This is a genomic window from Streptomyces sp. NPDC037100, assembly GCF_055606225.1.
In genome coordinates, this window is record NZ_JBVJSX010000007.1 from 1 (window position 1) to 21679 (window position 21679).

The window sequence follows — 21679 nt, forward strand, 5'->3', positions numbered from 1 at the left end:
TCTTCGGCCATCCAGAGGTGTACATCATCGCGTTGCCGTTCTTCGGCATCATCTCCGAGGTCATCCCGGTCTTCTCCCGTAAGCCGATGTTCGGTTACACGGGTCTGATCGGCGCGACCATCGCGATCGCGGGTCTGTCCGTGACGGTGTGGGCCCACCACATGTACGTCACCGGCGGTGTCCTGCTGCCGTTCTTCTCCTTCATGACGTTCCTCATCGCCGTACCGACCGGTGTGAAGTTCTTCAACTGGATCGGCACGATGTGGAAGGGCTCGTTGTCCTTCGAGACACCGATGCTCTGGGCGACCGGCTTCCTGATCACCTTCACCTTCGGTGGTCTGACCGGTGTCATCCTGGCCTCGCCGCCGATGGACTTCCACGTCTCCGACTCGTACTTCGTGGTGGCCCACTTCCACTACGTCGTCTTCGGCACCGTGGTGTTCGCGATGTTCTCCGGCTTCCACTTCTGGTGGCCGAAGTGGACCGGCAAGATGCTGGACGAGCGTCTCGGCAAGATCACCTTCTGGACGCTGTTCATCGGCTTCCACGGCACGTTCCTGGTCCAGCACTGGCTGGGCGCCGAGGGCATGCCGCGTCGTTACGCCGACTACCTGGCGGCCGACGGCTTCACCGCGCTCAACACGATCTCGACGATCAGCTCGTTCCTGCTCGGCATGTCGATCCTGCCGTTCTTCTACAACGTGTGGAAGACGGCCAAGTACGGCAAGCCGGTCGGCGTCGACGACCCGTGGGGCTACGGCCGCTCCCTGGAGTGGGCGACCTCCTGCCCGCCGCCGCGGCACAACTTCATCACCATGCCGCGGATTCGCAGTGAATCCCCGGCGTTCGACCTGCACCACCCGGAGATCGCCGCTCTCGACCAGCTCGAGAACGCCGGTCACGGCGAGAAGGCCATCGCTGGTGGCAAGGAGGCCGGCAAGTGAAGATCCAGGGCAAGATGTTCATGTGGCTGAGCGTCTTCGTCCTCGCCATGGCTGTGGTCTATGGCGTGTGGTCGAAGGAGCCGGCCGGTACCACGGCCCTCTTCCTGGCCTTCGGCCTGTGCATCATGATCGGCTTCTACCTCGGCTTCACGGCCAAGCGGGTGGACGTCGGTGCGCAGGACAACAAGGAGGCGGACGTCGCGGACGACGCCGGCGAGGTCGGGTTCTTCAGCCCGCACAGCTGGCAGCCGCTCTCGCTGGGCATCGGTGGCGCCCTCGCCTTCCTGTCGGTCGCCATCGGCTGGTGGCTGATGTACTTCTCGCTGCCGATCATCCTGATCGGCATCTGGGGCTGGGTGTTCGAGTACTACCGCGGTGAGAACCGCACCCAGTAACACGCGCCGAGCGCCGCAGGGGCCCGGACACTCCGACAGGAGCGTCCGGGCCCCTGCTTCTGCCGTAACGAGTGTCACTCGTACGAGTCGCTCGGCGTGCCGCTGTTGACGCCGGTTCCTAGCGTGAGGTCATGAGCCACACAGTGATCTCCCGCCCCCGCACCGTCGTCAGCTGCACGCTGCTGTTGATAGCCCTCAGCGCGGGCGCCACGGCCTGCGGCTCCGACGGCAACCCGCTGGCCGCCCGCCCCTACGACGCGGCGGACCAGATCTCCTTCAACGCCCCCGACGGGGATCGCGAGAAGGCCGACCCGGACAAGCCCCTGGAAGTCGTCGAGGACTCCGACGGGCGCATCACGGACGTCACGGCCCACGACGCCTCAGGACGCTACGTGGCGGGCGAACTCGCCGCCGACGGCAGCCGCTGGCACAGCACCTCCCCGCTCGCCGCCAACGCCAGCTACACGGTCCGGGTGAGCACCGAGGACGAGGACGGCGCACCCGGCCGCAAGGTCGTCACCTTCGACACCGGCAAGCCCACCACCAAGAAGAGCCTGGACGTCACCTTCGGACCCAAGACGGGCACCTACGGCGTCGGCCAGCCCGTCACGGCCGAGCTGAGCCGGCCCGTCAAGGACAAGGCCCAGCGGGCCGTCGTGGAACGCGCCCTGAAGGTCTCCTCGACGCCCTCCACCGACGGCGCCTGGCACTGGGTGGACGACAAGAAGCTCCACTACCGCCCGAAGGACTACTGGCCCGCCCAGGCCACCGTCCAGGTCCGCAGCAACCTGCAGGGCATCAAGATCGGCGACCGGATGTGGGGCGGCAAGGCCAAGCCGCTGACCTTCACCACCGCGGACAAGCTCATAGCCGTCACGGACGCCGCCGCCCACCAGATGACCGTCTACAAGAACGACGAGATCGTCCGGCAGATACCGGTCACCACGGGCATGCCGGGCTACGACACCCGCAACGGCGTCAAGGTCGTCCTGGCCAAGGAGGGCACCGTCCGCATGACCAGCGCCAGCATCGGCGCCTCGGACTTCTACGACCTGATCGTCCACCACTCCGTCCGCGTCACCAACAGCGGCGAGTACGTCCACGCCGCGCCCTGGTCCGTCGGCTCCCAGGGCTACGCCAACGTCAGCCACGGCTGCACCGGCATGAGCACCGAGAACGCCGCCTGGTTCTACGACACCGTCCGCGAGGGCGACATCGTCAAGGTCGTCAACTCCGGCGGCGACACGATGGCCCCGTTCGGCAACGGTTACGGCGACTGGAACCTCGACTGGGCGAAGTGGCGCACCGGCAGCGCCCTCATAGGCGGCACTCCGGACGGCCCGCCGGAGGCCGACAGGGCCCGGCTGCGCCCGCAGAGCGTCTAGACGCCCTCAGGGGCACGTCCTTCAGGGGCGCGGGGCTGTATCGATGTGCGGCTCCGCCGCGCGGGCGCGACAAGCCACAGACCACCCGCACCCGCGAGACAGCAGGCGCCCCCGAGCCCCTAGGCGTTCAAAGCCGCCTTCTCCCGCAGCAGCGAAGCCAGCGCGGAGGCGAACTCCACCGGCTCCACCGGCAGGGTCACCGCCGCCTCCGCCCGGCTCCAGGTCGCCAGCCAGGCGTCCTGAGGCCGTCCGATCAGCAGCAGCACCGGCGGGCAGTCGAAGATCTCGTCCTTGATCTGCCGGCAGACCCCCATGCCGCCCATCGGCACGGCCTCGCCGTCCAGCACACAGACGTCGATCCCACCCCGGTCCAGCTCCTTGAGCACCGCTGCGGGAGTCGCGCACTCGATGAACTCCACCACGGGAACGTCCGGAGCCGGCCTCCGTCCCGTGGCGAGCCGCACCTGCTCGCGGGTGTTGGAGTCGTCGCTGTAGACCAGCACCGTGGCGGTCGGCTGCATTGTTCCTCCGTGACGTCAGCGTCGTAAGGACAGGCCCGTTGGGCCGGATGCTACTCCCTTGAACACCACGTCAACACCGGTACGAACGGTGAAGACACTCCGAACGGCACCCCCCGGAGTGAGGGCGGGATAAGCGACCGACATAATGTCGGTCGTGGCGACAGCAACGACAGTAGAAACCGGGCACGCGCACCCGTCGGTCAATCGGCCGAACCTCACCAGCGTCGGAACGATCATCTGGCTGAGTTCCGAGCTGATGTTCTTCGCGGCCCTCTTCGCGATGTACTTCACCCTGCGATCGGTGACGGGTCCCGATCACTGGAAGGAGATGGCTGCCCATCTCAACTTCCCGTTCTCGGCGACGAACACCACCATCCTGGTGCTCTCCTCCCTCACCTGCCAGCTCGGCGTCTTCGCCGCCGAGCGCGGTGACGTGAAGAAGCTCCGGATGTGGTTCATCGTCACGTTCGTGATGGGTGCGATCTTCATCGGCGGTCAGGTCTTCGAGTACACGGAGCTGGTCAAGGAGGCGGGCCTGTCCCTGTCCTCCGACCCGTACGGCTCGGTGTTCTACCTGACCACCGGCTTCCACGGCCTGCACGTGACGGGCGGTCTCATCGCCTTCCTGCTGGTCCTGGGCCGGACCTACGCGGCCCGGAGGTTCACCCACGAGCAGGCGACGGCCGCGATCGTCGTGTCCTACTACTGGCACTTCGTCGATGTCGTCTGGATCGGCCTCTTCGCCACGATCTACATGATCAAGTAGCAGGGCCCGCATCCGCGCGTGCTCGACGAAGCGCGCATCCCAGAAGCATCGACGCAGAAGATCCTGACACCGGGGTAATCCGTGAAAAAGCTCTCCGCACGACGACGCCACCCGTTGGCGGCGCTCGTCGTCCTACTCCTCGCGCTGGCATGCACCGGGGGGCTGTACGCCGTGTTCGCACCCGCGGACAAGGCACAGGCCGACGAAACCGCCCAGTCCCTCACCATCGAGGAGGGCAAGAAGCTCTACTCGGTCGGCTGCGCCAGTTGCCACGGCACCGGCGGTCAGGGCACCTCCGACGGGCCGAGCCTGGTGGGTGTGGGCGCCGCGGCCGTCGACTTCCAGGTGGCCACCGGCCGCATGCCGGCCGCCACCTCGCAGGGCCCTCAGGTCCCGAAGAAGAAGAACATCTACTCGCAGGCCGAGATCGACCAGCTCGCGGCGTACATCGCCTCGCTGGGCGCCGGTCCGTCGATCCCGACGGAGGAGCAGTACGGCCCCGAGGGTGCCGACATCGCCAAGGGCGGTGAGCTGTTCCGCACCAACTGCGCGCAGTGCCACAACTTCACCGGCAAGGGCGGCGCGCTGACGCACGGCAAGTACGCGCCGACCCTCGAGGGCGTCTCCCCGAAGCACATCTACGAGGCCATGCAGACCGGCCCGCAGAACATGCCGTCCTTCCCCGACACCACGCTGTCGGAGAAGAACAAGAAGGACATCATCGCGTACCTCGACGCGGTCAACAGCGAAAAGACCGAGAGCCCCGGCGGCCTCGAACTGGGTGGCCTCGGGCCGGTCAGCGAGGGCCTGTTCGGCTGGATCTTCGGTCTCGGCGGTCTGATCGCCGTCGCCGTGTGGGTCGCCGCCCGGACCGCAAAGGCCAAGAAGTCATGAGTAGCCAAGACATTCCAGAAGAGAACCTGCCCGCCGCGCGGTCCGCAGGACATGACGAGCACGGGCACGACGCGGTGAGCGTCCCGGACGACAAGCACCCGTTCGCCGACCCGGGCCTGCCGCCCCACGAGCACCGGATCCAGGACGTCGACGAGCGTGCCGCCAAGCGGTCGGAGCGCTCGGTCGCCCTGATGTTCACGGTGTCGATGCTGGCCACCGTCGCCTTCATCGCCTCGTTCGTGGCGATCCCGGTCGACAAGGCGGTCTACATCTGGCCGCTCGGCCACATCAGCGCCCTGAACTTCGCGCTGGGCATGACGCTCGGCATCGCGCTGTTCTGCATCGGCGCGGGCGCCGTCCACTGGGCCCGCACCCTGATGTCGGACGTCGAGGTCGCCGACGAGCGGCACCCGATCGAGGCGACGCCCGAGGTCCGCGAGAAGGTCTTCGCGGACTTCAAGCAGGGCGCCAAGGAGTCCGCGCTCGGCCGCCGCAAGCTGATCCGCAACACGATGCTCGGCGCGCTCACGCTGGTGCCGCTCTCCGGCGTCGTGCTGCTGCGCGACCTCGGCCCGCTGCCCGGGACCAAGCTCCGCCACACGCTGTGGTCCAAGGGCAAGCTGCTCGTCAACATGAACACCAACGAGCCGCTGCGTCCCTCCGACGTCGCGGTCGGTTCGCTGACCTTCGCCAAGCCCGAGGGCCTGGAGGAGCACGACCACGAGTTCCAGAACGAGATCGCCAAGGCCGCCCTGATGATCGTCCGGATCCAGCCGGAGGACATCAAGGACAAGCGCGAGCTCGAGTGGTCGCACGAGGGCATCGTCGCGTACTCGAAGATCTGCACCCACGTCGGTTGCCCGATCTCCCTGTACGAGCAGCAGACGCACCACGTGCTCTGCCCGTGCCACCAGTCCACCTTCGACCTCTCCGACGGTGCCCGAGTGATCTTCGGTCCCGCCGGTCACGCCCTGCCGCAGCTCCGCATCGGCGTGAACGACGAGGGCTACCTTGAGGCGCTCGGCGACTTCGACGAGCCCGTCGGCCCTGCTTTCTGGGAGCGCGGATGAGCACTGCACAAGAACGACGCAAGGCGCCCGCGGGTGAGCGGGTCGCCGACTGGGCCGACGGCCGCCTCGGGATCTACTCCCTGGCCAAGGCCAACATGCGCAAGATCTTCCCGGACCACTGGTCCTTCATGCTCGGTGAGATCTGCCTCTACAGCTTCATCATCATCATCCTCACGGGTGTGTACCTGACGCTGTTCTTCCACCCGTCGATGAACGAGGTGGAGTACCACGGCAGTTACGTCCCGCTCCAGGGGCAGCTGATGTCGGAGGCGTTCGCCTCCACGCTGGACATCAGCTTCGACGTCCGCGGCGGTCTGCTCATCCGGCAGATCCACCACTGGGCGGCGATCATCTTCCTCGCCGGCATGTTCGTGCACATGATGCGCGTCTTCTTCACCGGCGCGTTCCGCAAGCCGCGCGAGATCAACTGGCTGTTCGGCTTCCTGCTGTTCGTCCTGGGCATGTTCACCGGCTTCACCGGCTACTCGCTCCCGGACGACCTGCTCTCCGGCACCGGTGTCCGCTTCACGCAGGGCGCGATCCTGTCCGTGCCGATCGTCGGCACGTACATCTCGATGTTCCTGTTCGGCGGGGAGTTCCCGGGCACCGACTTCGTCGCCCGGTTCTACTCGATCCACATCCTGCTGCTGCCGGGCATCATGCTCGGGCTCGTGGTCGGCCACCTGATCCTGGTCTTCTACCACAAGCACACCCAGTTCGCGGGTCCCGGCCGCACCAACAAGAACGTCGTCGGCATGCCGCTGCTGCCGGTCTACATGGCCAAGGCCGGAGGCTTCTTCTTCCTGGTCTTCGGTGTCATCTCGGCCCTCGCCGCGATCGCGACGATCAACCCGATCTGGGTCCTCGGCCCGTACCGGCCCGACCAGGTGTCGACCGGTGCCCAGCCCGACTGGTACATGGGCTTCGCCGAAGGCCTGATCCGTGCGATGCCGGGCTGGGAGATCAACATCTGGGGCCACACCCTCGTCCTGGGCGTGTTCATCCCGCTGGTGCTCTTCGGTGTGTTCCTCGCGATCATCGCCCTCTACCCGTTCATCGAGTCGTGGGTCACCGGGGACAAGCGCGAGCACCACATCCTGGACCGTCCGCGCAACGCCCCGACCCGCACCGGTGTCGGTGTCGCGTGGGTCACCGGCTACATCATCATGCTGATCGGCGGTGGCAACGACATCGTCGCCACGCACTTCCACCTGTCGATCAACTCGGTCACCTGGTTCGTCCGGATCGGGTTCTTCCTCGGCCCGGTCATCGCCTTCGTCGTCACCAAGCGCATCTGCCTCGGCCTGCAGCGCCGGGACAAGGAGAAGGTGCTGCACGGCCGCGAGTCGGGCATCATCAAGCGCCTGCCGCACGGTGAGTTCATCGAGGTGCACGAGCCGCTCAGCCAGGAGCAGATGTACACGCTCACGGCGCACGAGCAGTACCAGCCGGCCGAGATCGGCCCGACGGTCGACGAGAACGGTGTCGAGCGCAAGGTGAAGGGCTCCGAGAAGCTGCGCGCCAAGCTCAGCGACGCCTACTACGGCGAGGGCGCCCAGATCCCGAAGCCCACCGCCGAGGAGTACCGGGAGATCACGAGCGGCCACGGCCACCACTGATCACTGCTTCGCCACGCCACAGAAGGGCCCCGTCCGGTGTTCGGACGGGGCCCTTCGCGGTGTCCCCGGCTGGATAGGGTGGACCCTGTTGAGATTCCCGTCCCGCTGTGCGGGACGGCCGACCCTGGAGCGGCTTATGAGCGCTGTGACCCCCGCTGGAGGCGACACCGCGGCGGGCCGCTCCTGGCCCCGGCTGCTGAACGGCCTGCTGGACGGCAGGCACCTGAGCGCCGACGACACCGCCTGGGCGATGGACCGGATCATGCGCGGCGAGGCGACCGAGGCGCAGATCGCCGGGTTCGTCGTAGCGCTGCGCGCCAAGGGCGAGACCGTCGAGGAGATCAACGGCCTCGTCCGCACGATGTACGCGCACGCCAACGTGATCGAGGTGCCCGGGGCGACGGTCGACATCGTCGGCACCGGCGGTGACGGCGCGAAGACGGTCAACATCTCCACGATGTCCTCGATCGTCGTCGCCGGCACCGGCGCGAAGGTCGTCAAGCACGGCAACCGGGCCGCGTCCTCGGCGTCCGGGGCCTCCGACGTACTGGAGAAGCTCGGGGTCAACCTGGAGCTGCCGCTGCACCGGGTCGCGGAGGTCGCCGAGGAGGCGGGGATCACCTTCTGCTTCGCGGTGAAGTTCCACCCGGCGCTGCGCCACGCGGGCGCGGCCCGCGGCCAGTTGGGCATCCGCACGGTGTTCAACGCCCTCGGCCCGCTCACCAACCCGGCCCGGGTCCGCGCCCAGGCGGTCGGTGTGGCGGACCCGCGCATGGCGCCGATCGTCGCGGGCGTCTTCGCCGAGCGCGGCAACTCCTCCCTGGTCTTCCGGGGCGACGACGGCCTCGACGAGCTGACCACCACGGCCACGTCCCGGGTGTGGACCGTCCGGGACGGCGAAGTGACCGAGGAGGCCTTCGACCCGCGTGACGTGGGCCTCGAACTGGTCCCCGTGGAGGCGCTGCGCGGCGCGGACGCCTCCTACAACGCCGAGGTCGCCCGGCGGCTGCTGGACGGCGAGACCGGGCCGGTGCGGGACGCGGTGGTGCTGAACTCGGCGGCGGCGCTGGTGGCCTTGGAGCCGACGGAGGCGCCCCTGGCCGAGCAGATCCGGGCCAAGATGGCGAAGGCGGCCGAGTCGATCGACTCGGGGGCGGCCAAGCGCACGCTGGAGCGCTGGGTGGCCGCGAGCAACGCGTAGCGGTCCCGTGTGCGAAAGGACCGGCGTCCCGCGATCCGGACTCGGGTTGCGGGGCGCCGATCTTTTCCCGTACGTTCTTGACCAGGTCATGAGTGACAGTCATGAGGCCCCGGCCGACTGTCCGGCAACCCTCCGTCCGTGGCGGGGTGCCCCGGGTGAAGACCGGGCCGTAGGCAGCGAGGTCTACGGCAAGCACGTGACGAGGAGTCTTCCGTGAACCAGCGAATGCGATAGGGCCGCAGAGCCCCGCCTCCGCATCCCCTCTTCTTTCACCCCCGCTTGAGCCGTACGCGCTCGCGGGCGGATTCCACCTGCCTTCACGGGAGTTCCGTCATGTCTGTCTCCGCCGTTGCCGCCGCGCAGTCCGTTTGTGCCCCGCTGCCCGTTCTGGGCCGGGATATCACCGTTCCGCTCGTGACCGGTGGTGAGGTCACCTACGCCGCGCTCGACTACGCCGCCAGCGCCCCGGCGCTCCAGCGGGTCTGGGACGACGTCGCCGCCTACGTGCCGTACTACGGCAGCGTGCACCGCGGTGCCGGGTACCTGTCCCAGCTGTCGACCGACCTGTTCGAGAACGCCCGCCGCACCGTGGCCGAGTTCCTCGGCTGCCGCGAGGACGACCAGGTCGTGTTCACCCGGTCCACCACCGACTCCCTCAACCTCCTCGCCGCCGCGCTCCCCGCCGACTGCCAGGTCTTCGTCTTCGAGACCGAGCACCACGCCTCCCTGCTGCCCTGGCGGGACGCCCGGGTCACCTGCCTCGACGCCCCGCGCACCCCCCGGCAGGCCGTCGAGACCCTGGAACGCGCCCTCGCCGACCGCGACCCTTACGGGCCGGCCCTGGTGTGCGTCACCGGCGCCTCCAACGTCACCGGCGAGCTGTGGCCCGTGCGGGAGCTCGCGGCCGCCGCGCACGCCCACGGCGCGCGGATCGTGCTGGACGCCGCCCAGCTGGCCCCCCACCACCCCGTGTCCGTCGCGGACCTCGAGGTCGACTGGGTCGCCTTCTCCGGGCACAAGCTGTACGCGCCCTTCGGCTCGGGCGTCCTGGCCGGGCGGGCCGACTGGCTGCGCGCGGCCGAGCCGTACCTCGCGGGCGGCGGCGCCAGCCGCAAGGTCAGCCGGCGCGAGGACGGGGGAGTGGACGTGGAGTGGCACGACAGCGCCGCCCGCCACGAGGCCGGCTCGCCCAACGTCATCGGCGCCTACGCCGTCGCCTCGGCCTGCAAGGCGCTGAGCGAGGCGGGCTTCGACACCCTCGTCGCCCGTGAGCAGCACCTGGTCCGCACGGTGCGCGACTCTCTCGCCGACGTCCCCCAGGTGCGGTTCCTGTCCCTCTTCGGGGACGACGCGCCGCGCGTCGGCGTGCTCTCCTTCGTCGTCGAGGGCTGGAACAGCTCCCACTTCGCCGCCGCCCTGTCCGCCGAGTACGGCATCGGCGTACGGGACGGACTGTTCTGCGCCCACCCGCTGCTGCGCACGCTGCTCGGCAGCGACCCGCAGGCACAGGGCGAGTGCGGGTCGCCCGAGGCCGAGCCCGGGGAGAAGTCGCTCAACGCCATCCGGGTCAGCTTCGGCGCCGGCACGCCGGACGAGCACGTGGAGCGGTTCGTGCGGGCGGTGAAGGAGCTCGTGACGGACGGGGCGAAGTGGAACTACCGCACGCAGGACGGCCGCTGCGTGCCGGACACCTCCGCCTGAGCCGGTCGTCGCCGGGCGGTGGCGCCGGGGGCGGCGGCTGCCGGGACGGGGGCTAGTTGTCCAGCCCGATCGAGAACGCCGCCTCCAGGTCGTGCTGCGAGTACGTGCGGAACGCCACGTGCGTGTCGGTTCCCTCCACGCCGGGGATCTTGCTGATCCGGCCCGGGATGACCTCCGCCAGCTCCTCGTGCTCCTTCACCCGGACCATCGCGATCAGGTCGTAGGTGCCGGTGACGGAGAAGACCTCGCTGACGCTGTCGAGCGCCGCGATCGACTCGGCGATCTCGGGGATCCGGTCCACGCTGGTCTTGATGAGGACGATCGCGGTGATCACGGCTGGTTCTCTCCCTCGGGGGCCGGAGCAGGGGCGGCCTTCACTCTAGTGGGGCCGGTGGGGCGGCCGTAGCGGACCGACGCGTAGCCGAAGCCCAGCCCGAATCCGATCAGGTGGGCGAGGTAGGCCACCCCCGGCCCGTCCGAGGCCCGCCCGGCCGCCAGCCACTGCAACGCCGCCCAGAACGGCAGGACGACCCATGCCGGGAAGCGCACCGGCAGGAAGAACAGAAACGGCAGGAGACTGGTCACCCGGGCCCGGGGGAACAGGTACAGGAATGCACCGAGGACCGCCGAGATCGCCCCCGAGGCACCGACCAGGGACTGCTCGGAGTCCGCGTTGACGACGGCGTAGCCCAGCAGGGCCAGGTAGCCGCAGCCGACGTAGAACAGGATGAACTGCACCCGGCCCATCCGCTCCTCGGTCATCGCCCCGAAGACGTAGAGGAAGAGCATGTTGCCGAGCAGGTGGACCCAGCTGCCGTGGACGAAGAGGGCCGTCGCGGGGGTGAGGGCCGACCCGGCGGACCCGTCGAACAGTTCTGCGGGGATCACTCCCCAGTGCCGGAAGTAGGCCCGCTGCACGGCGAGCACCTCGTCGCCGGTGCCGTACGCCGGATTGAGTCCCGAGGCGGGCCCGGCCAGGAAGACCAGGCAGCACAGGGCGATCAGTGCGTACGTCACCGGCGCCGAGGAGCCCCGGACCGATCGGCCGGCCCGGATGATCGACGCGCTCCACTTGCTGATCATGAACACAGAGCATGACGTAACCGGACGCAACCGCACAGACCGCCTCGCCGCCGTGGACGCACGGGCGGCGAGGACCCGCCAGGCCGTAGGGTTACGAGCCACACGCACCGGGGATGCCGGTCGCGTCACGGACACTAGAAGGAAAGAGAACAGGTCACGATGACGGTTCCCCTGCCGACCGCCGAGACGCGGTGGCGCTGCACCCTCTGCGGCAACCTCACGAGGTTCGACGTGACCCGCTCGTCGAAGGTCGTCGAGTACGTGCACCTCGACCTGGCCGGAGAGCCGAAGGTCGAGGAGCGCGAGGTGCTCAGTGAGACCATCGAGTCGGTGCGCTGCCGCTGGTGTAACGCGGTGGACCAGGTGGAACTCGTGGACAGGCCGGGCTCCGGCTCCTGACGATGGGGGTCCCCGCGCTCGAGCGAAGTCGAGAGTGGGGGAGGGCCCCGCACAGCATTGGGGTGTGACGGATGGTGGAGACCACGGGCGGGGGGCCGGGCGACGGCGCCGCCGAGGTGCTCGACCGTCCGCTGCCCGACGGCGTGCGCCGCAGAGTGGTGCAGATCGTCTCCGACGGTTTCGGCTCGCTGACGGTCGGCGAGCTGCCCGCGCAGCTCAGGCAGTACGCCCGGTTCGCGCCGAACCGGCGGGCGAAGTTCGCCGGCAACGCGATGGCGGCCGCCCTGGAGACGGATCCGCTGTTCCGGCAGCGCATCGGGGAGAAGCTCAGAGAGGCGCAGCCGGAGCTGGCCGGCGCCCTCGACTCAGGCTCCCCGCCCCCGGCCGCGGACCCGCTCGACGTGGCGGCCGCGGCCTACGTACTGCGGCCACCCGGCTGGGTGAAGCTGGTGGCCGCCGCCGGTGAGGAGGCCCAGCGGGCCGACGCCGAACGCGCCGACGAGGAGAGCCGGGCCGAACTGGAGCGGCTGCGCGCCGAGCTCGACCGGGCCCGTGACACCACCCGGGCCGAGACCGAGCGGCTGCGCACGGAGCTGGAATCGGCCAAAAGGGAAACCGAGGTGCTGCACCGCAAGCTGCGCGCCGCCCTCAGTGACGTCAAGCGCGGCGAGGCCGCCCTGCGCAAGGCGCACGGCGAGATCGACGCCGTCCGTGCCGAGGGGCAGGCCCAGGTGTCCGCCGCCGAGAGCGAGACCCGGCGGCTCAAGGCCCGGCTGGGGGAGACCGAAGCCGCCCTGGAGGCCGCGCGGCGGGCGGCCCGCGAGGGCCGCAGCGTCGAGGACATGCGGGTACGGCTGCTGCTGGACACCCTCCTCGACGCGACCCAGGGCCTGAGACGTGAACTGGCACTGCCGCCGGTGTCGGTGCGGCCCGCCGAGACCGTGGACGCCGTCGAGCCGGGCCGGATGAGCCCGAAGGACATCGCCGCCCGCGCGCTCTCCGAGAACGACCCGCAGGTCCTCGACCAGCTGCTGGCGCTGCCGCAGGCCCATCTGGTCGTCGACGGCTACAACGTCACCAAGACCGGCTATCCGCAGATGCCGCTGGAGAAGCAGCGCCTGAGGCTGCTCGGGCAGCTCTCCCAACTTGCCGCGCAGAGCGGCGCCGAGGTGACCTGTGTCTTCGACGGCGCCGAGCTCGCCGCACCGGTGCTGCTGGCCCCGCCGCGCGGCGTACGCGTGCTGTTCTCGAAGCCGGGCGTCACCGCCGACGAGCTGATCCGCCAGCTGGTGCGCGCCGAACCGCCGGGGCGTCCGGTCATCGTGGCGTCCACCGACCGCGAGGTCGCCGACGGCGTGGCCCGGGCCGGCGCCCGCCCGGTGGCCTCGGCCATGCTGCTCAAGCGCCTTTCGCGCGCCTAAGGGGCGTACGCCCGCTGTGTAACTTCCGGGCGTGATGCCCGGATTGGTGAGGCCTGTGAGCCACGGTGAGTCAAGTGGGTCTCACCGCCTGTGAGTCCAGGGGAAAAGTTGGCCTACCGTGACGCAATTTTTCATCTGAGGATTTGAACTGATCACAGGAAGGTCACTAGGGTCAGGCCCAACCTCCGCTCGGGTGATCACTCATCGGGAGAGACGGCGGAGGGGCCAGAAGGAGCTTTTCACCCGTGGCGTCCCACCGTCGTCCGAAGCAGCCGAGCCGCGCACGTGTGACCGTGCTGACCACAGCCGCCGCCGCTGCCGTCGCCTTCAGCTCGCAGGCCGCCAACGCGGCCCCCAGTGAGAAGCCGAGCAAGGACGAGGTCAAGGCCAAGGTCGACAAGCTCTACGAAGAGGCCGAGCAGGCCACCGAGAAGTACAACGGGGCCAAGGAGAAGCAGGAGAAGCTCCAGAAGGAGATCTCCACCATCCAGGACAACGTGGCCCGCGGCCAGGAGGAGCTCAACGAGCTTCGCGACAGCCTGGGTCTCGCCGCCGCCTCGCAGTACCGCACCGGCTCCATCGACCCCTCGGTCCAGCTGTTCCTCTCCGCCAACCCCGAGGACTACCTCGACAAGGCCTCCACGCTCGACCAGTTGAGCAGCCAGCAGGTCGAGGCGCTGAAGAAGGTCCAGGAGAAGCAGCGCGAACTCGCCCAGGAACGCGCCGAGGCCTCCGAGAAGCTCAAGGACCTCGCCTCCACCCGGACCGAACTGGGCAAGAAGAAGAAGGAAGTCCAGGGCAAGCTCTCCTCCGCGCAGAAGCTGCTCAACAGCCTCACCGCCGCCGAGAAGGCCGAACTCGCCGCCGAGCAGAGCCGCGCCAGCCGGGCCAGCGAGCGCGACGCCCTCACGGCCGACGCCCCGCCCAGCTCGGGCCGTGCCGCCGCCGCCTTCGCCTTCGCCCAGAGCCAGCTCGGCAAGCCCTACGTCTACGGCGCCACCGGCATGAGCTCCTACGACTGCTCCGGCCTCACCTCCCGGGCCTACGCCGCCGCCGGCGTGCAGATCCCGCGCACCTCCGAGGCACAGACCGGAGCCGGCACCAAGATCTACTCGGTCAGCCAGCTCAAGGTCGGCGACCTGGTCTTCTTCTTCAACGACCTGCACCACGTCGGCCTCTACGCCGGCAACGGACAGATCATCCACGCCCCGCGCACCGGCACGGTCGTCCGCTACGAGTCGATGGACACCATCGGCGGCCCGTTCATGTTCGGCGTCCGGGTCTGATACCGGTCCTCGTCGAGATCCCCCGGATTCCTCTCGGGGTCCTCAAGATCAGGACACCGTGTCCGCCGTTCGGGCGAATCGCGACCGGCCCGAGTGAGCCCACGCCCCGCCATTGACCTGCGTCAGCGGCGGGGCGCAGTGCTGGATACCCCCGGATGGTCGTTGGCGGCCCCCTGTCACAGGGCTACTGTCTGCCGCGTTCCAAGTCCGCCAGCGGAAGGAGAGCGGCTTCCCGTGGGGTCCCATCGCCGCCTTGCACCGTCCGGGTTCGACCGGGGCGCCGGTGCCGCCGTCAGCATCCTGTCCGTCGCGGCCGCCGCCCTGGGCACGGTACCCGCCGGCGCCGCACCGCACGACGACGCCCGGGCCACGGTGGATCGGCTCTACGAGCAGGCCGAGAAGGCGACCGAGGCGTACAACGAGGCCGACGAGCGCGCCGACGAACTGCGCGAGGAGGCCGGCACCGCCCGGGACCGCATCGCCCGGCAGCAGCAGCGCGTCAACAACCTGCGCGAGTCCCTCGGTTCACTCGCCGGCGCCCAGTACCGTTCGGGCGGCATCGACCCGTCCCTCGCCCTGCTGCTCTCCGACGACCCGGACGACTACCTCGACCACGCGTCCCGGCTGGACCGCCTCACCGCCCGCCAGGCCGGTGAGCTGAAGGAACTCCAGGACGCCTTGCGCGAACTCGCCCAGGACCGCGAGGAGGCCGCCGGGAAGCTCCGCGAACTGGAGAAGAGCCGCAAGGCCGTCGCCGCCCACAAGAAGACCGTGGAGCGGAAACTCGCCACGGCCCGGCGACTGCTCAACTTGCTGCCGCAGGCCGAGCGCGACGCCTACGGCCGGGCCTCCCGCTCCAGCCGCGCGGGCATGCCCGACCTCGGCGATGCCACCGCCGCCTCGGGACGCGGGTCCGCCGCCGTCGCCGCCGCCCGCAGCGCACTCGGCAGACCCTACGTCTGGGGCGCCAACGGGCCCTCCGGCTTCGACTGTTCGGGCCTGATGCAGTGGTCGTACGCCCAGGCCGGGGTCTCGCTGCCGCGCACCTCGCAGGGCCAGCGGTACGCCGGCCGGCAGGTCCCGCTGTCCGAGGCGCGCCCCGGAGACCTGGTCGTCTACCGGGGCGACGCCAGCCATGTCGGGATGTACATGGGCAACGGCCAGGTCATCCACGCGCCCTACCCCGGCGCGCCCGTGCGCTACGACCCGGTCGGGATGATGCCCGTCTCCTCGGTCACGAGGGTCTGACCGGCGCGGCCCGGCGCCCGTACGATCGGGGACGTGGCTGGTCGAAGGTCTGGTGCTGCGGCAGGCAAGGTCCGCCCGTCGAGGAGCGGCGTCCGGCGCGTGCTCTCGGCGTGCCGGCCGGAAGCCCTCGTACCGGGTGTACTTGGGCTTTCGTCCGGTGCGGAGAGTGAGGGTGCCCCCTGCTCGAAGAGCTCGGGGAAGCGTGCCGGGCGTCGCCGCGGGGCGAACGATGCCTGCCGCGGCACCGGGTCCGCGCTGGTGGTGCTCGTCGTGCTGCTCGTCGCCCTGGCCGGGTGCGGCGGGCGGTCCACGGCCGACAGTGCCACGGCCGACGTCCAGCGCCTCCTGGACCGGCGGGCCGCCGCCGTCCTGGACCGCGACGAGCGGGCCTATGAACGGACGGGCAGAGGGACGGACTTCGCCAAGCTGCGTGCGGTGCCCGTGGCCGCGTGGTCGTACCGGGTGACCGCGGTGCGCCGCACCGGCGACACGGCCACCGCCGAGGCCGAACTGCGCTACCGCGTCGCCGGGTACGACCGGGCGCCGGTGACCGCGGGGCGGACCCTCCGGCTGGGCCGGGACGCGGACGGGCGGTGGTCCGTCGACACCGACCGGCCGGCGAGGAAGGCCGCACAGCAGCTGTGGGACCAGGGGGCCGTGCAACTGGTCCGGGGACGGCACAGTCTCGTGCTGGGCGTCGGGCAGTCCGGGCAGGCGCTGCGGGACTTCGCGGACCTGGCCGACCGCGCCGTACCGGCCGTGTCGGAGACGTGGGGCACGGACTGGGGCCGGCGGGTCGTCGTGCTCGTGCCGAAGTCGGTGGAGGGGATGGCGGGGCTGCTCGGCTCACCGGCCTCCTCCTACCGCGGGATCGCGGCGGTCACCACCGGCGAGACGGGTGCACCGGCGCGGGCGCCGGCGGACCGGATCATCGTCAACCCGGACGCGTTCGCGCTCCTCGGCGGTCTCGGCGAGCAGGTCGTCATCACCCACGAGACCACCCATGTCGCCACCCGCGCCCGGACCACGGCCGCAACGCCGCTGTGGCTGTCCGAGGGGTACGCCGACTGGGTCGGCTACCGCGCCGCCGGCCGTACCCCCGCCGAGGCCGCGCCGGAACTGTCCCGGGCCGTCCGCGAGGACCGGCTCCCCACCGCACTCCCCGACGACGAGGACTTCGGCTTCACCGGCGACGCGAGCCGCCTGGCCCGCTCCTACGAGAGCGGCTGGACGGCCTGCCGGCTGATCGCCGACCGCTGGGGCGAGGTCCGGCTCGGCGCGTTCTACCGGGCCGTCGGGGAACACCGGCAGCGGGCCGGGGCGGTGGAGGACGCGATGCGGAAGGTCCTGGGGACCACTCCTGATGCCTTCACGGAGGACTGGCGGGCATATCTGCGGGACCAGCTGGGCTGACACGCCTGGCGCCGGCGTTCGCGGCGGCTGTGCAGTGTGCCCTGGTGGGGCTGCTGTTCCGGCGGGTCGCGGTTCACCAGGAGACGGGGGTCTCGTCCGTCCGGGCCGGCTGAGGGGGTACGGGGGCGGGCGGGGTGACGGGCGGTACGGTCGCCCGCCACAGGGCTCGGGCCGCGATCAGCGCGGCGGCCACCAGAAGGCCGTTGCGCAGGAACAGCAGGGTGAGGCCGAGGCCGTCGCTGGCGACGACATTGGCGAAGTAGAACGGGAACTCCAGCACCGTCACGAAGCACGCGACCAGCACCAGGGCGACCGGCAGCCGCATCCGGCTGCCGGGGAAGTACAGGCACACCGCCGCGAGGCCCACCAGCCACACCATGTACTGGGGGCTGATCACCCGGCTGGTGGTGGTGAACATCAGCACCGCCACGAAGGCCGCGTCGGCGAGCGTGTGCTCCTCGAAGCGCCGGGCCAGCAGCCGCCACAGCACCAGCCAGCCGAAGGCCGCCCCCGTCAGGAACAGCGCGCCCGTGCTCACCTCGCTCACATACGGCCCGATGAACTCGATCGAGCCGTAGTTCAGCTTCACCTCGCCCTGCCAGCCGAAGTGCCGGGCGACATGGAAGACCAGGGCGCCCAGCGACTCCACCTCGGTGCCCCGGTCGCGCTGGAACGTCAGGAAGGCGAACGCGCCCGGCATGGCCAGCGCGAACCCGGCCGTCACCGCGATGCCGGTCAGCAGGGCCGACACCCAGGCGCTGCGGCGGCGGGCGGCCAGGAGCAGCATCGCCGGCCAGACCTTCAGCAGCGCGCCGAAGGCGGCCAGGGCGCCCATGGCCCTCGGGTGCCGGGCGCCCGCGAGCAGCGCGGCCATGGCCACCGCCGTGACCATCACGTCGTAGCGGGCGTACACCGTCGGCCCGAGCAGCGGTACGCCGATCACCCACACCCAGGCGCCGCGCAGCGACCGGCCCGGGCGGCGTCCCGCGTACGCCATGAGGGCCAGCACGGCCAGGTCGGTGACGCAGACCAGGACGAAGAAGGCCGTCGCGTAGTCCCAGAAGGGCAGCAGGCCGGGGGAGAGGATCGCCAGCGCGGCGGCGGGCGGGTACTGCCAGGTGACGTCGGCCAGCGGGAAGGTCCCGGTGCTCAGGACGCGGTACCAGCCCTGGTAGATCACGTGGACGTCGCTCGTGACGTCCGGGCCGGGGAAGACGTACACCTTCAGGACGAACAGCAGCAGCAACAGCCTCGTGAGACACCAGACCACCGGCAACCATGCCAGGGACCGCCTCGTGCCCGTCGTCTTCACGTGATCCCTGCCCGTTCGCGTGCCGTGTTGATGGGGCCATGATGGGCCCGCAGGCTGTGAGCGTGCCATATGTGCTTCCGCACAGGGCGGTGAGGACGGTTCGGTAGGGTCGGCGGCGTGCGCAAGACCCTGATCGTGACGAACGACTTTCCGCCCAGGCCCGGGGGTATCCAGGCGTTTCTGCACAACATGGCGCTGCGGCTGGACCCGCAGCAGCTGGTCGTCTACGCCTCGACCTGGAAGCGGACCCGGGAGGGTGTCGAGGCGACCCGCGCCTTCGACGCCGAGCAGCCCTTCACCGTTGTACGGGACCGTACGACCATGCTGCTGCCGACGCCCGGAGCCACCCGGCGGGCCGTCGGCCTGCTCCGGGAGCACGGGTGCACCTCGGTGTGGTTCGGGGCGGCGGCCCCGCTCGGCCTGATGGCCCCGGCGTTGCGCGCCGCGGGCGCCGAGCGGCTGGTCGCCACCACGCACGGCCACGAGGCGGGCTGGGCGCAGCTGCCCGCCGCCCGGCAGCTGCTGCGCCGGATCGGCGACGCCACGGACACGATCACCTACCTCGGCGAGTACACCCGCTCGCGCATCGCCTCCGCCCTGACGCCCGAGGCCGCCGCGCGGATGGCGCAGCTGCCGCCCGGTGTCGACGAGAAGACCTTCCACCCGGGCTCGGGCGGCGACGAAATCCGGGCGCGGCTGGGCCTGAGGGACCGGCCGGTGGTGGTGTGCGTCTCCCGGCTGGTGCGGCGCAAGGGGCAGGACACCCTGATCCGGGCCATGCCCCGCATCCTCGCGACCGAGCCCGACACCGTCCTGCTGATCGTCGGCGGCGGCCCCTACGAGCAGGACCTGCGGCGGCTCGCGCACGAGACCGGCGTCGCCTCCGCCGTCCGTTTCACCGGTGCGGTGCCCTGGTCCGAGCTGCCCGCCCACTACGGCGCAGGGGACGTCTTCGCGATGCCCTGCCGCACCCGCCGCGGCGGCCTCGACGTCGAGGGCCTCGGCATCGTCTACCTGGAGGCCTCCGCGACGGGCCTCCCGGTCGTCGCCGGAGACTCGGGCGGCGCCCCGGACGCGGTCCTGGACGGCGAGACGGGCTGGGTGGTGAGGGGCGGTTCCCCGGAGGAGGCGGCCGACCGCATCACCGTCCTCCTCGGCGACGCCGAGCTGCGCCGCAGGATGGGCGAGCGGGGCCGGGAGTGGGTCGAGGAGAAGTGGCGCTGGGACCTGCTCGCGGAGCGCCTCAGAGATTTGCTGTAGTGCGGGTGACCTTCAGGGGCGCGGGGAACTGCGCGAAGAACCACGGACAACCTGCACCCGCCGTCAAGGATCAAGCCGCACCCCACTAGGCGGAACCGAAAATTCCGCCGATGCTGCGCGCATGACAGTAAAACTGATGCAGCGTCAGCTGACAAGACGTCAGATCCTGGGCATGGCAGCCCTGCAGACCGCAGCCACCCTCGGCTTCACCCGCATCGGCCTCGAAAGCGCCCGAGCCGCCCAGCCCGACACCGTAGACACCGCCCCGGCGATCGTCGTCGGCTCCGGCTACGGCGGAGCGGTCGCCGCCCTCCGCCTCGCCCAGGCCGGCATCCGCACGATCGTCCTGGAGATGGGCCGCCTCTGGAACACCGCGGGCCCCGACGGAAAGGTGTTCTGCACCACCAGCGCCCCCGACCACCGCTCCATGTGGTTCCGCACCCGCACCGAGGCCCCCCTCGGCACCTTCCTCTGGCTGGACGTCGTCAACCGGGACATCGGCCGCTACCCGGGCGTCCTGGACCGCGTGCACTTCGACCAGATGTCCGTGTACGTCGGCCGGGGCGTCGGCGGCGGCTCCCTGGTCAACGGGAGCATGGCGGTCACCCCGCCCCGGTCGTACTTCGCCGAGCAGTTCCCCACCGTCGACGCCGACGAGATGTACGGCACGTACTTCCCGCGCGCCCGCGCCGCCCTCGGTGTGAACACCGTCGACCCGGCCTGGTTCGAGTCGACGGAGTGGTACCGCTTCACCCGCGTCTCCCGCAAGCACGCCGACAAGACCGGCCTGCGGACCACCTTCGTGCCGAGCGTCTACGACTTCGGCCACATGCAGCGCGAGGCGGCCGGCACCGCCCCGAAGTCGGCGCTCGGCGGCGAGGTCATCTACGGCAACAACCACGGCAAGCGCAGCCTCGACAAGACCTACCTCGCCGCCGCGCTCGGCACCGGCAACGTCACCCTCCACACCCTGGAGAAGGTGCGCGCGATCAGCCGCGCGCCGGACGGGACCTGGGTCCTGACCGCCGACCGCATCGACGAGACCGGCAAGGTCGTCGAGACCAGGGAGTACGGCTGCACGTACCTCTTCCTCGGCGGCGGCAGCATCGGCACCACCGAACTGCTGCTGCGCGCCCGGGAGACGGGCACGCTTCCGGGTCTCGACGCCAGTGTCGGCGCGGGCTGGGGCACCAACGGCAACGTGATGCTGGGCCGGGCCAACCACCTGTGGGACACGGTCGGGGCGAACCAGTCGACCATGCCGGTCATGGGCATCGACGACTGGGCCAACGCCGCCAACCCGGTCTTCGCCGAGATCGCCCCGCTGCCGACGGGCCTGGAGCACTGGGTGAGCCTCTACCTGGCGATCACCAGGAACCCGGAGCGGGCGTCCTTCTCCTACGACACCGGCTCGGACCGGCTGCGGCTCGGCTGGACGGCCGCCCACAGCGCGGTCTCCGTCGCCATGGCCAAGAAGCTCTTCGACCGCATCAACGCGGCCAACGCGACGATCTACCGGTACGACCTGTTCGGCTCGAAGAACAAGGTCTTCGCCGACGACTTCACCTACCACCCGCTCGGCGGCTGCGTGCTGGGCAGGGCGACCGACGCCTACGGGCGGGTCAGGGGATATCCCCGGCTGTACGTCACCGACGGCTCGCTCGTGCCCGGGTCGCTCGGGGTCAACCCGTTCGTGACCATCACCGCGCTCGCCGAACGCACGATGGCGCGGGTCCTCGCCGAGGACACCGCGCCATAGCC

The 21679-nt window shown here is 70.3% G+C and carries 20 protein-coding genes and 1 riboswitch; of the genes, 16 read left to right on the forward strand and 4 right to left on the reverse strand.

The annotated features are described in order from the left end of the window. The 3 genes from ACZ7EG_RS23025 to ACZ7EG_RS23035 all read left to right on the forward strand — a co-directional run. A partial coding sequence (locus ACZ7EG_RS23025; protein WP_471081934.1) for a cytochrome c oxidase subunit I occupies nucleotides 1-944 on the forward strand: 944 nt, incomplete at its 5' end. Beyond that, nucleotides 941-1339 carry a cytochrome c oxidase subunit 4 gene (locus ACZ7EG_RS23030; RefSeq protein WP_351641970.1) on the forward strand — a complete coding sequence of 133 codons (399 nt, stop codon included), beginning with the start codon at nucleotides 941-943 and terminating at the stop codon, nucleotides 1337-1339. The genes ACZ7EG_RS23025 and ACZ7EG_RS23030, both read left to right, overlap by 4 nt. 131 nt (nucleotides 1340-1470) lie before the next feature. After that, nucleotides 1471-2724 (forward strand): L,D-transpeptidase, encoded by a 1254-nt coding sequence (locus tag ACZ7EG_RS23035; protein WP_471081937.1) that lies wholly within the window; start codon nucleotides 1471-1473, stop codon nucleotides 2722-2724. Nucleotides 2725-2843: 119 nt separating this feature from the next. Here ACZ7EG_RS23035 and ACZ7EG_RS23040 read toward each other — a convergent pair whose 3' ends face one another. Beyond that, nucleotides 2844-3245, reverse strand: coding sequence for a response regulator (locus ACZ7EG_RS23040; RefSeq protein ID WP_471081940.1), 402 nt, complete (start codon nucleotides 3243-3245; stop codon nucleotides 2844-2846). A 145-nt stretch (nucleotides 3246-3390) separates the two neighbouring features. Between ACZ7EG_RS23040 and ctaE the strand changes: the two genes are divergently transcribed. The 6 genes from ctaE to ACZ7EG_RS23070 all read left to right on the forward strand — a co-directional run bounded on the left by ctaE (nucleotide 3391) and on the right by ACZ7EG_RS23070 (nucleotide 10496). Then, entirely contained in the window at nucleotides 3391-4011 is a 621-nt protein-coding gene (ctaE, locus tag ACZ7EG_RS23045) for an aa3-type cytochrome oxidase subunit III (RefSeq protein ID WP_033312739.1), read from the forward strand. Between the two features lie 81 nt (nucleotides 4012-4092). Further along, nucleotides 4093-4905, forward strand: coding sequence for a cytochrome bc1 complex diheme cytochrome c subunit (gene qcrC, locus ACZ7EG_RS23050; protein WP_471081943.1), 813 nt, complete (start codon nucleotides 4093-4095; stop codon nucleotides 4903-4905). Next, nucleotides 4902-5975 (forward strand): cytochrome bc1 complex Rieske iron-sulfur subunit, encoded by a 1074-nt coding sequence (gene qcrA / locus ACZ7EG_RS23055; protein ID WP_471081946.1) that lies wholly within the window; start codon nucleotides 4902-4904, stop codon nucleotides 5973-5975. Before qcrC ends, qcrA begins: the two co-directional genes overlap by 4 nt. Further along, complete coding sequence (gene qcrB / locus ACZ7EG_RS23060) at nucleotides 5972-7594, forward strand: cytochrome bc1 complex cytochrome b subunit (protein WP_471081949.1); 1623 nt, start codon at nucleotides 5972-5974, stop codon at nucleotides 7592-7594. The genes qcrA and qcrB overlap by 4 nt, the downstream gene beginning before the upstream one ends. 136 nt (nucleotides 7595-7730) lie before the next feature. After that, the gene (gene trpD, locus ACZ7EG_RS23065; RefSeq protein ID WP_471081952.1) at nucleotides 7731-8795 is read left to right on the forward strand and encodes an anthranilate phosphoribosyltransferase; all 1065 of its coding nucleotides are present in this window, start codon (nucleotides 7731-7733) and stop codon (nucleotides 8793-8795) included. Between the two features lie 84 nt (nucleotides 8796-8879). Beyond that, nucleotides 8880-8996: riboswitch (SAM riboswitch) on the forward strand. 132 nt (nucleotides 8997-9128) lie between these two features. After that, the gene (locus tag ACZ7EG_RS23070; protein ID WP_471081955.1) at nucleotides 9129-10496 is read left to right on the forward strand and encodes an aminotransferase class V-fold PLP-dependent enzyme; all 1368 of its coding nucleotides are present in this window, start codon (nucleotides 9129-9131) and stop codon (nucleotides 10494-10496) included. A 52-nt stretch (nucleotides 10497-10548) separates the two neighbouring features. On the opposite strand, the gene ACZ7EG_RS23075 is transcribed toward ACZ7EG_RS23070, so the two are convergent. After that, nucleotides 10549-10830 carry an Lrp/AsnC family transcriptional regulator gene (locus ACZ7EG_RS23075; protein WP_471081958.1) on the reverse strand — a complete coding sequence of 94 codons (282 nt, stop codon included), beginning with the start codon at nucleotides 10828-10830 and terminating at the stop codon, nucleotides 10549-10551. Next, nucleotides 10827-11579, reverse strand: a complete 753-nt coding sequence (locus ACZ7EG_RS23080) for a rhomboid family intramembrane serine protease (RefSeq protein ID WP_471081961.1) — start codon at nucleotides 11577-11579, stop codon at nucleotides 10827-10829. The genes ACZ7EG_RS23075 and ACZ7EG_RS23080 overlap by 4 nt, the downstream gene beginning before the upstream one ends. A 159-nt stretch (nucleotides 11580-11738) precedes the next feature. Here ACZ7EG_RS23080 and ACZ7EG_RS23085 point away from each other — a divergent pair, with 159 nt between their 5' ends. The 5 genes from ACZ7EG_RS23085 to ACZ7EG_RS23105 all read left to right on the forward strand — a co-directional run bounded on the left by ACZ7EG_RS23085 (nucleotide 11739) and on the right by ACZ7EG_RS23105 (nucleotide 17346). After that, a complete protein-coding gene (locus ACZ7EG_RS23085) occupies nucleotides 11739-11978 on the forward strand; it encodes a hypothetical protein (protein WP_344457229.1) in 240 nt (79 codons plus the stop codon). 71 nt (nucleotides 11979-12049) lie between these two features. After that, nucleotides 12050-13399, forward strand: a complete 1350-nt coding sequence (locus ACZ7EG_RS23090) for an NYN domain-containing protein (protein ID WP_471081964.1) — start codon at nucleotides 12050-12052, stop codon at nucleotides 13397-13399. A gap of 245 nt (nucleotides 13400-13644) precedes the next feature. Then, on the forward strand, nucleotides 13645-14685 hold the full coding sequence (locus ACZ7EG_RS23095; protein ID WP_471081967.1) for a C40 family peptidase: 1041 nt from the start codon (nucleotides 13645-13647) through the stop codon (nucleotides 14683-14685). Between the two features lie 234 nt (nucleotides 14686-14919). Further along, nucleotides 14920-15933 carry a C40 family peptidase gene (locus ACZ7EG_RS23100; protein WP_471081970.1) on the forward strand — a complete coding sequence of 338 codons (1014 nt, stop codon included), beginning with the start codon at nucleotides 14920-14922 and terminating at the stop codon, nucleotides 15931-15933. 255 nt (nucleotides 15934-16188) lie between these two features. After that, nucleotides 16189-17346, forward strand: a complete 1158-nt coding sequence (locus ACZ7EG_RS23105) for a hypothetical protein (RefSeq protein ID WP_471083020.1) — start codon at nucleotides 16189-16191, stop codon at nucleotides 17344-17346. Nucleotides 17347-17419: 73 nt separating this feature from the next. Here ACZ7EG_RS23105 and ACZ7EG_RS23110 read toward each other — a convergent pair whose 3' ends face one another. Next, a complete protein-coding gene (locus ACZ7EG_RS23110; RefSeq protein ID WP_471081973.1) occupies nucleotides 17420-18658 on the reverse strand; it encodes a glycosyltransferase 87 family protein in 1239 nt (412 codons plus the stop codon). A 117-nt stretch (nucleotides 18659-18775) separates the two neighbouring features. On the opposite strand from ACZ7EG_RS23110, the gene ACZ7EG_RS23115 reads away from it, so the two are divergent. Further along, nucleotides 18776-19918: a glycosyltransferase family 4 protein gene (locus ACZ7EG_RS23115; RefSeq protein WP_471081976.1), complete on the forward strand. Its 1143-nt coding sequence runs from the start codon at nucleotides 18776-18778 to the stop codon at nucleotides 19916-19918. 136 nt (nucleotides 19919-20054) lie between these two features. Beyond that, nucleotides 20055-21677 carry a GMC oxidoreductase gene (locus ACZ7EG_RS23120; protein ID WP_471081979.1) on the forward strand — a complete coding sequence of 541 codons (1623 nt, stop codon included), beginning with the start codon at nucleotides 20055-20057 and terminating at the stop codon, nucleotides 21675-21677. The last annotated feature ends 2 nt before the right edge of the window (nucleotides 21678-21679 follow it).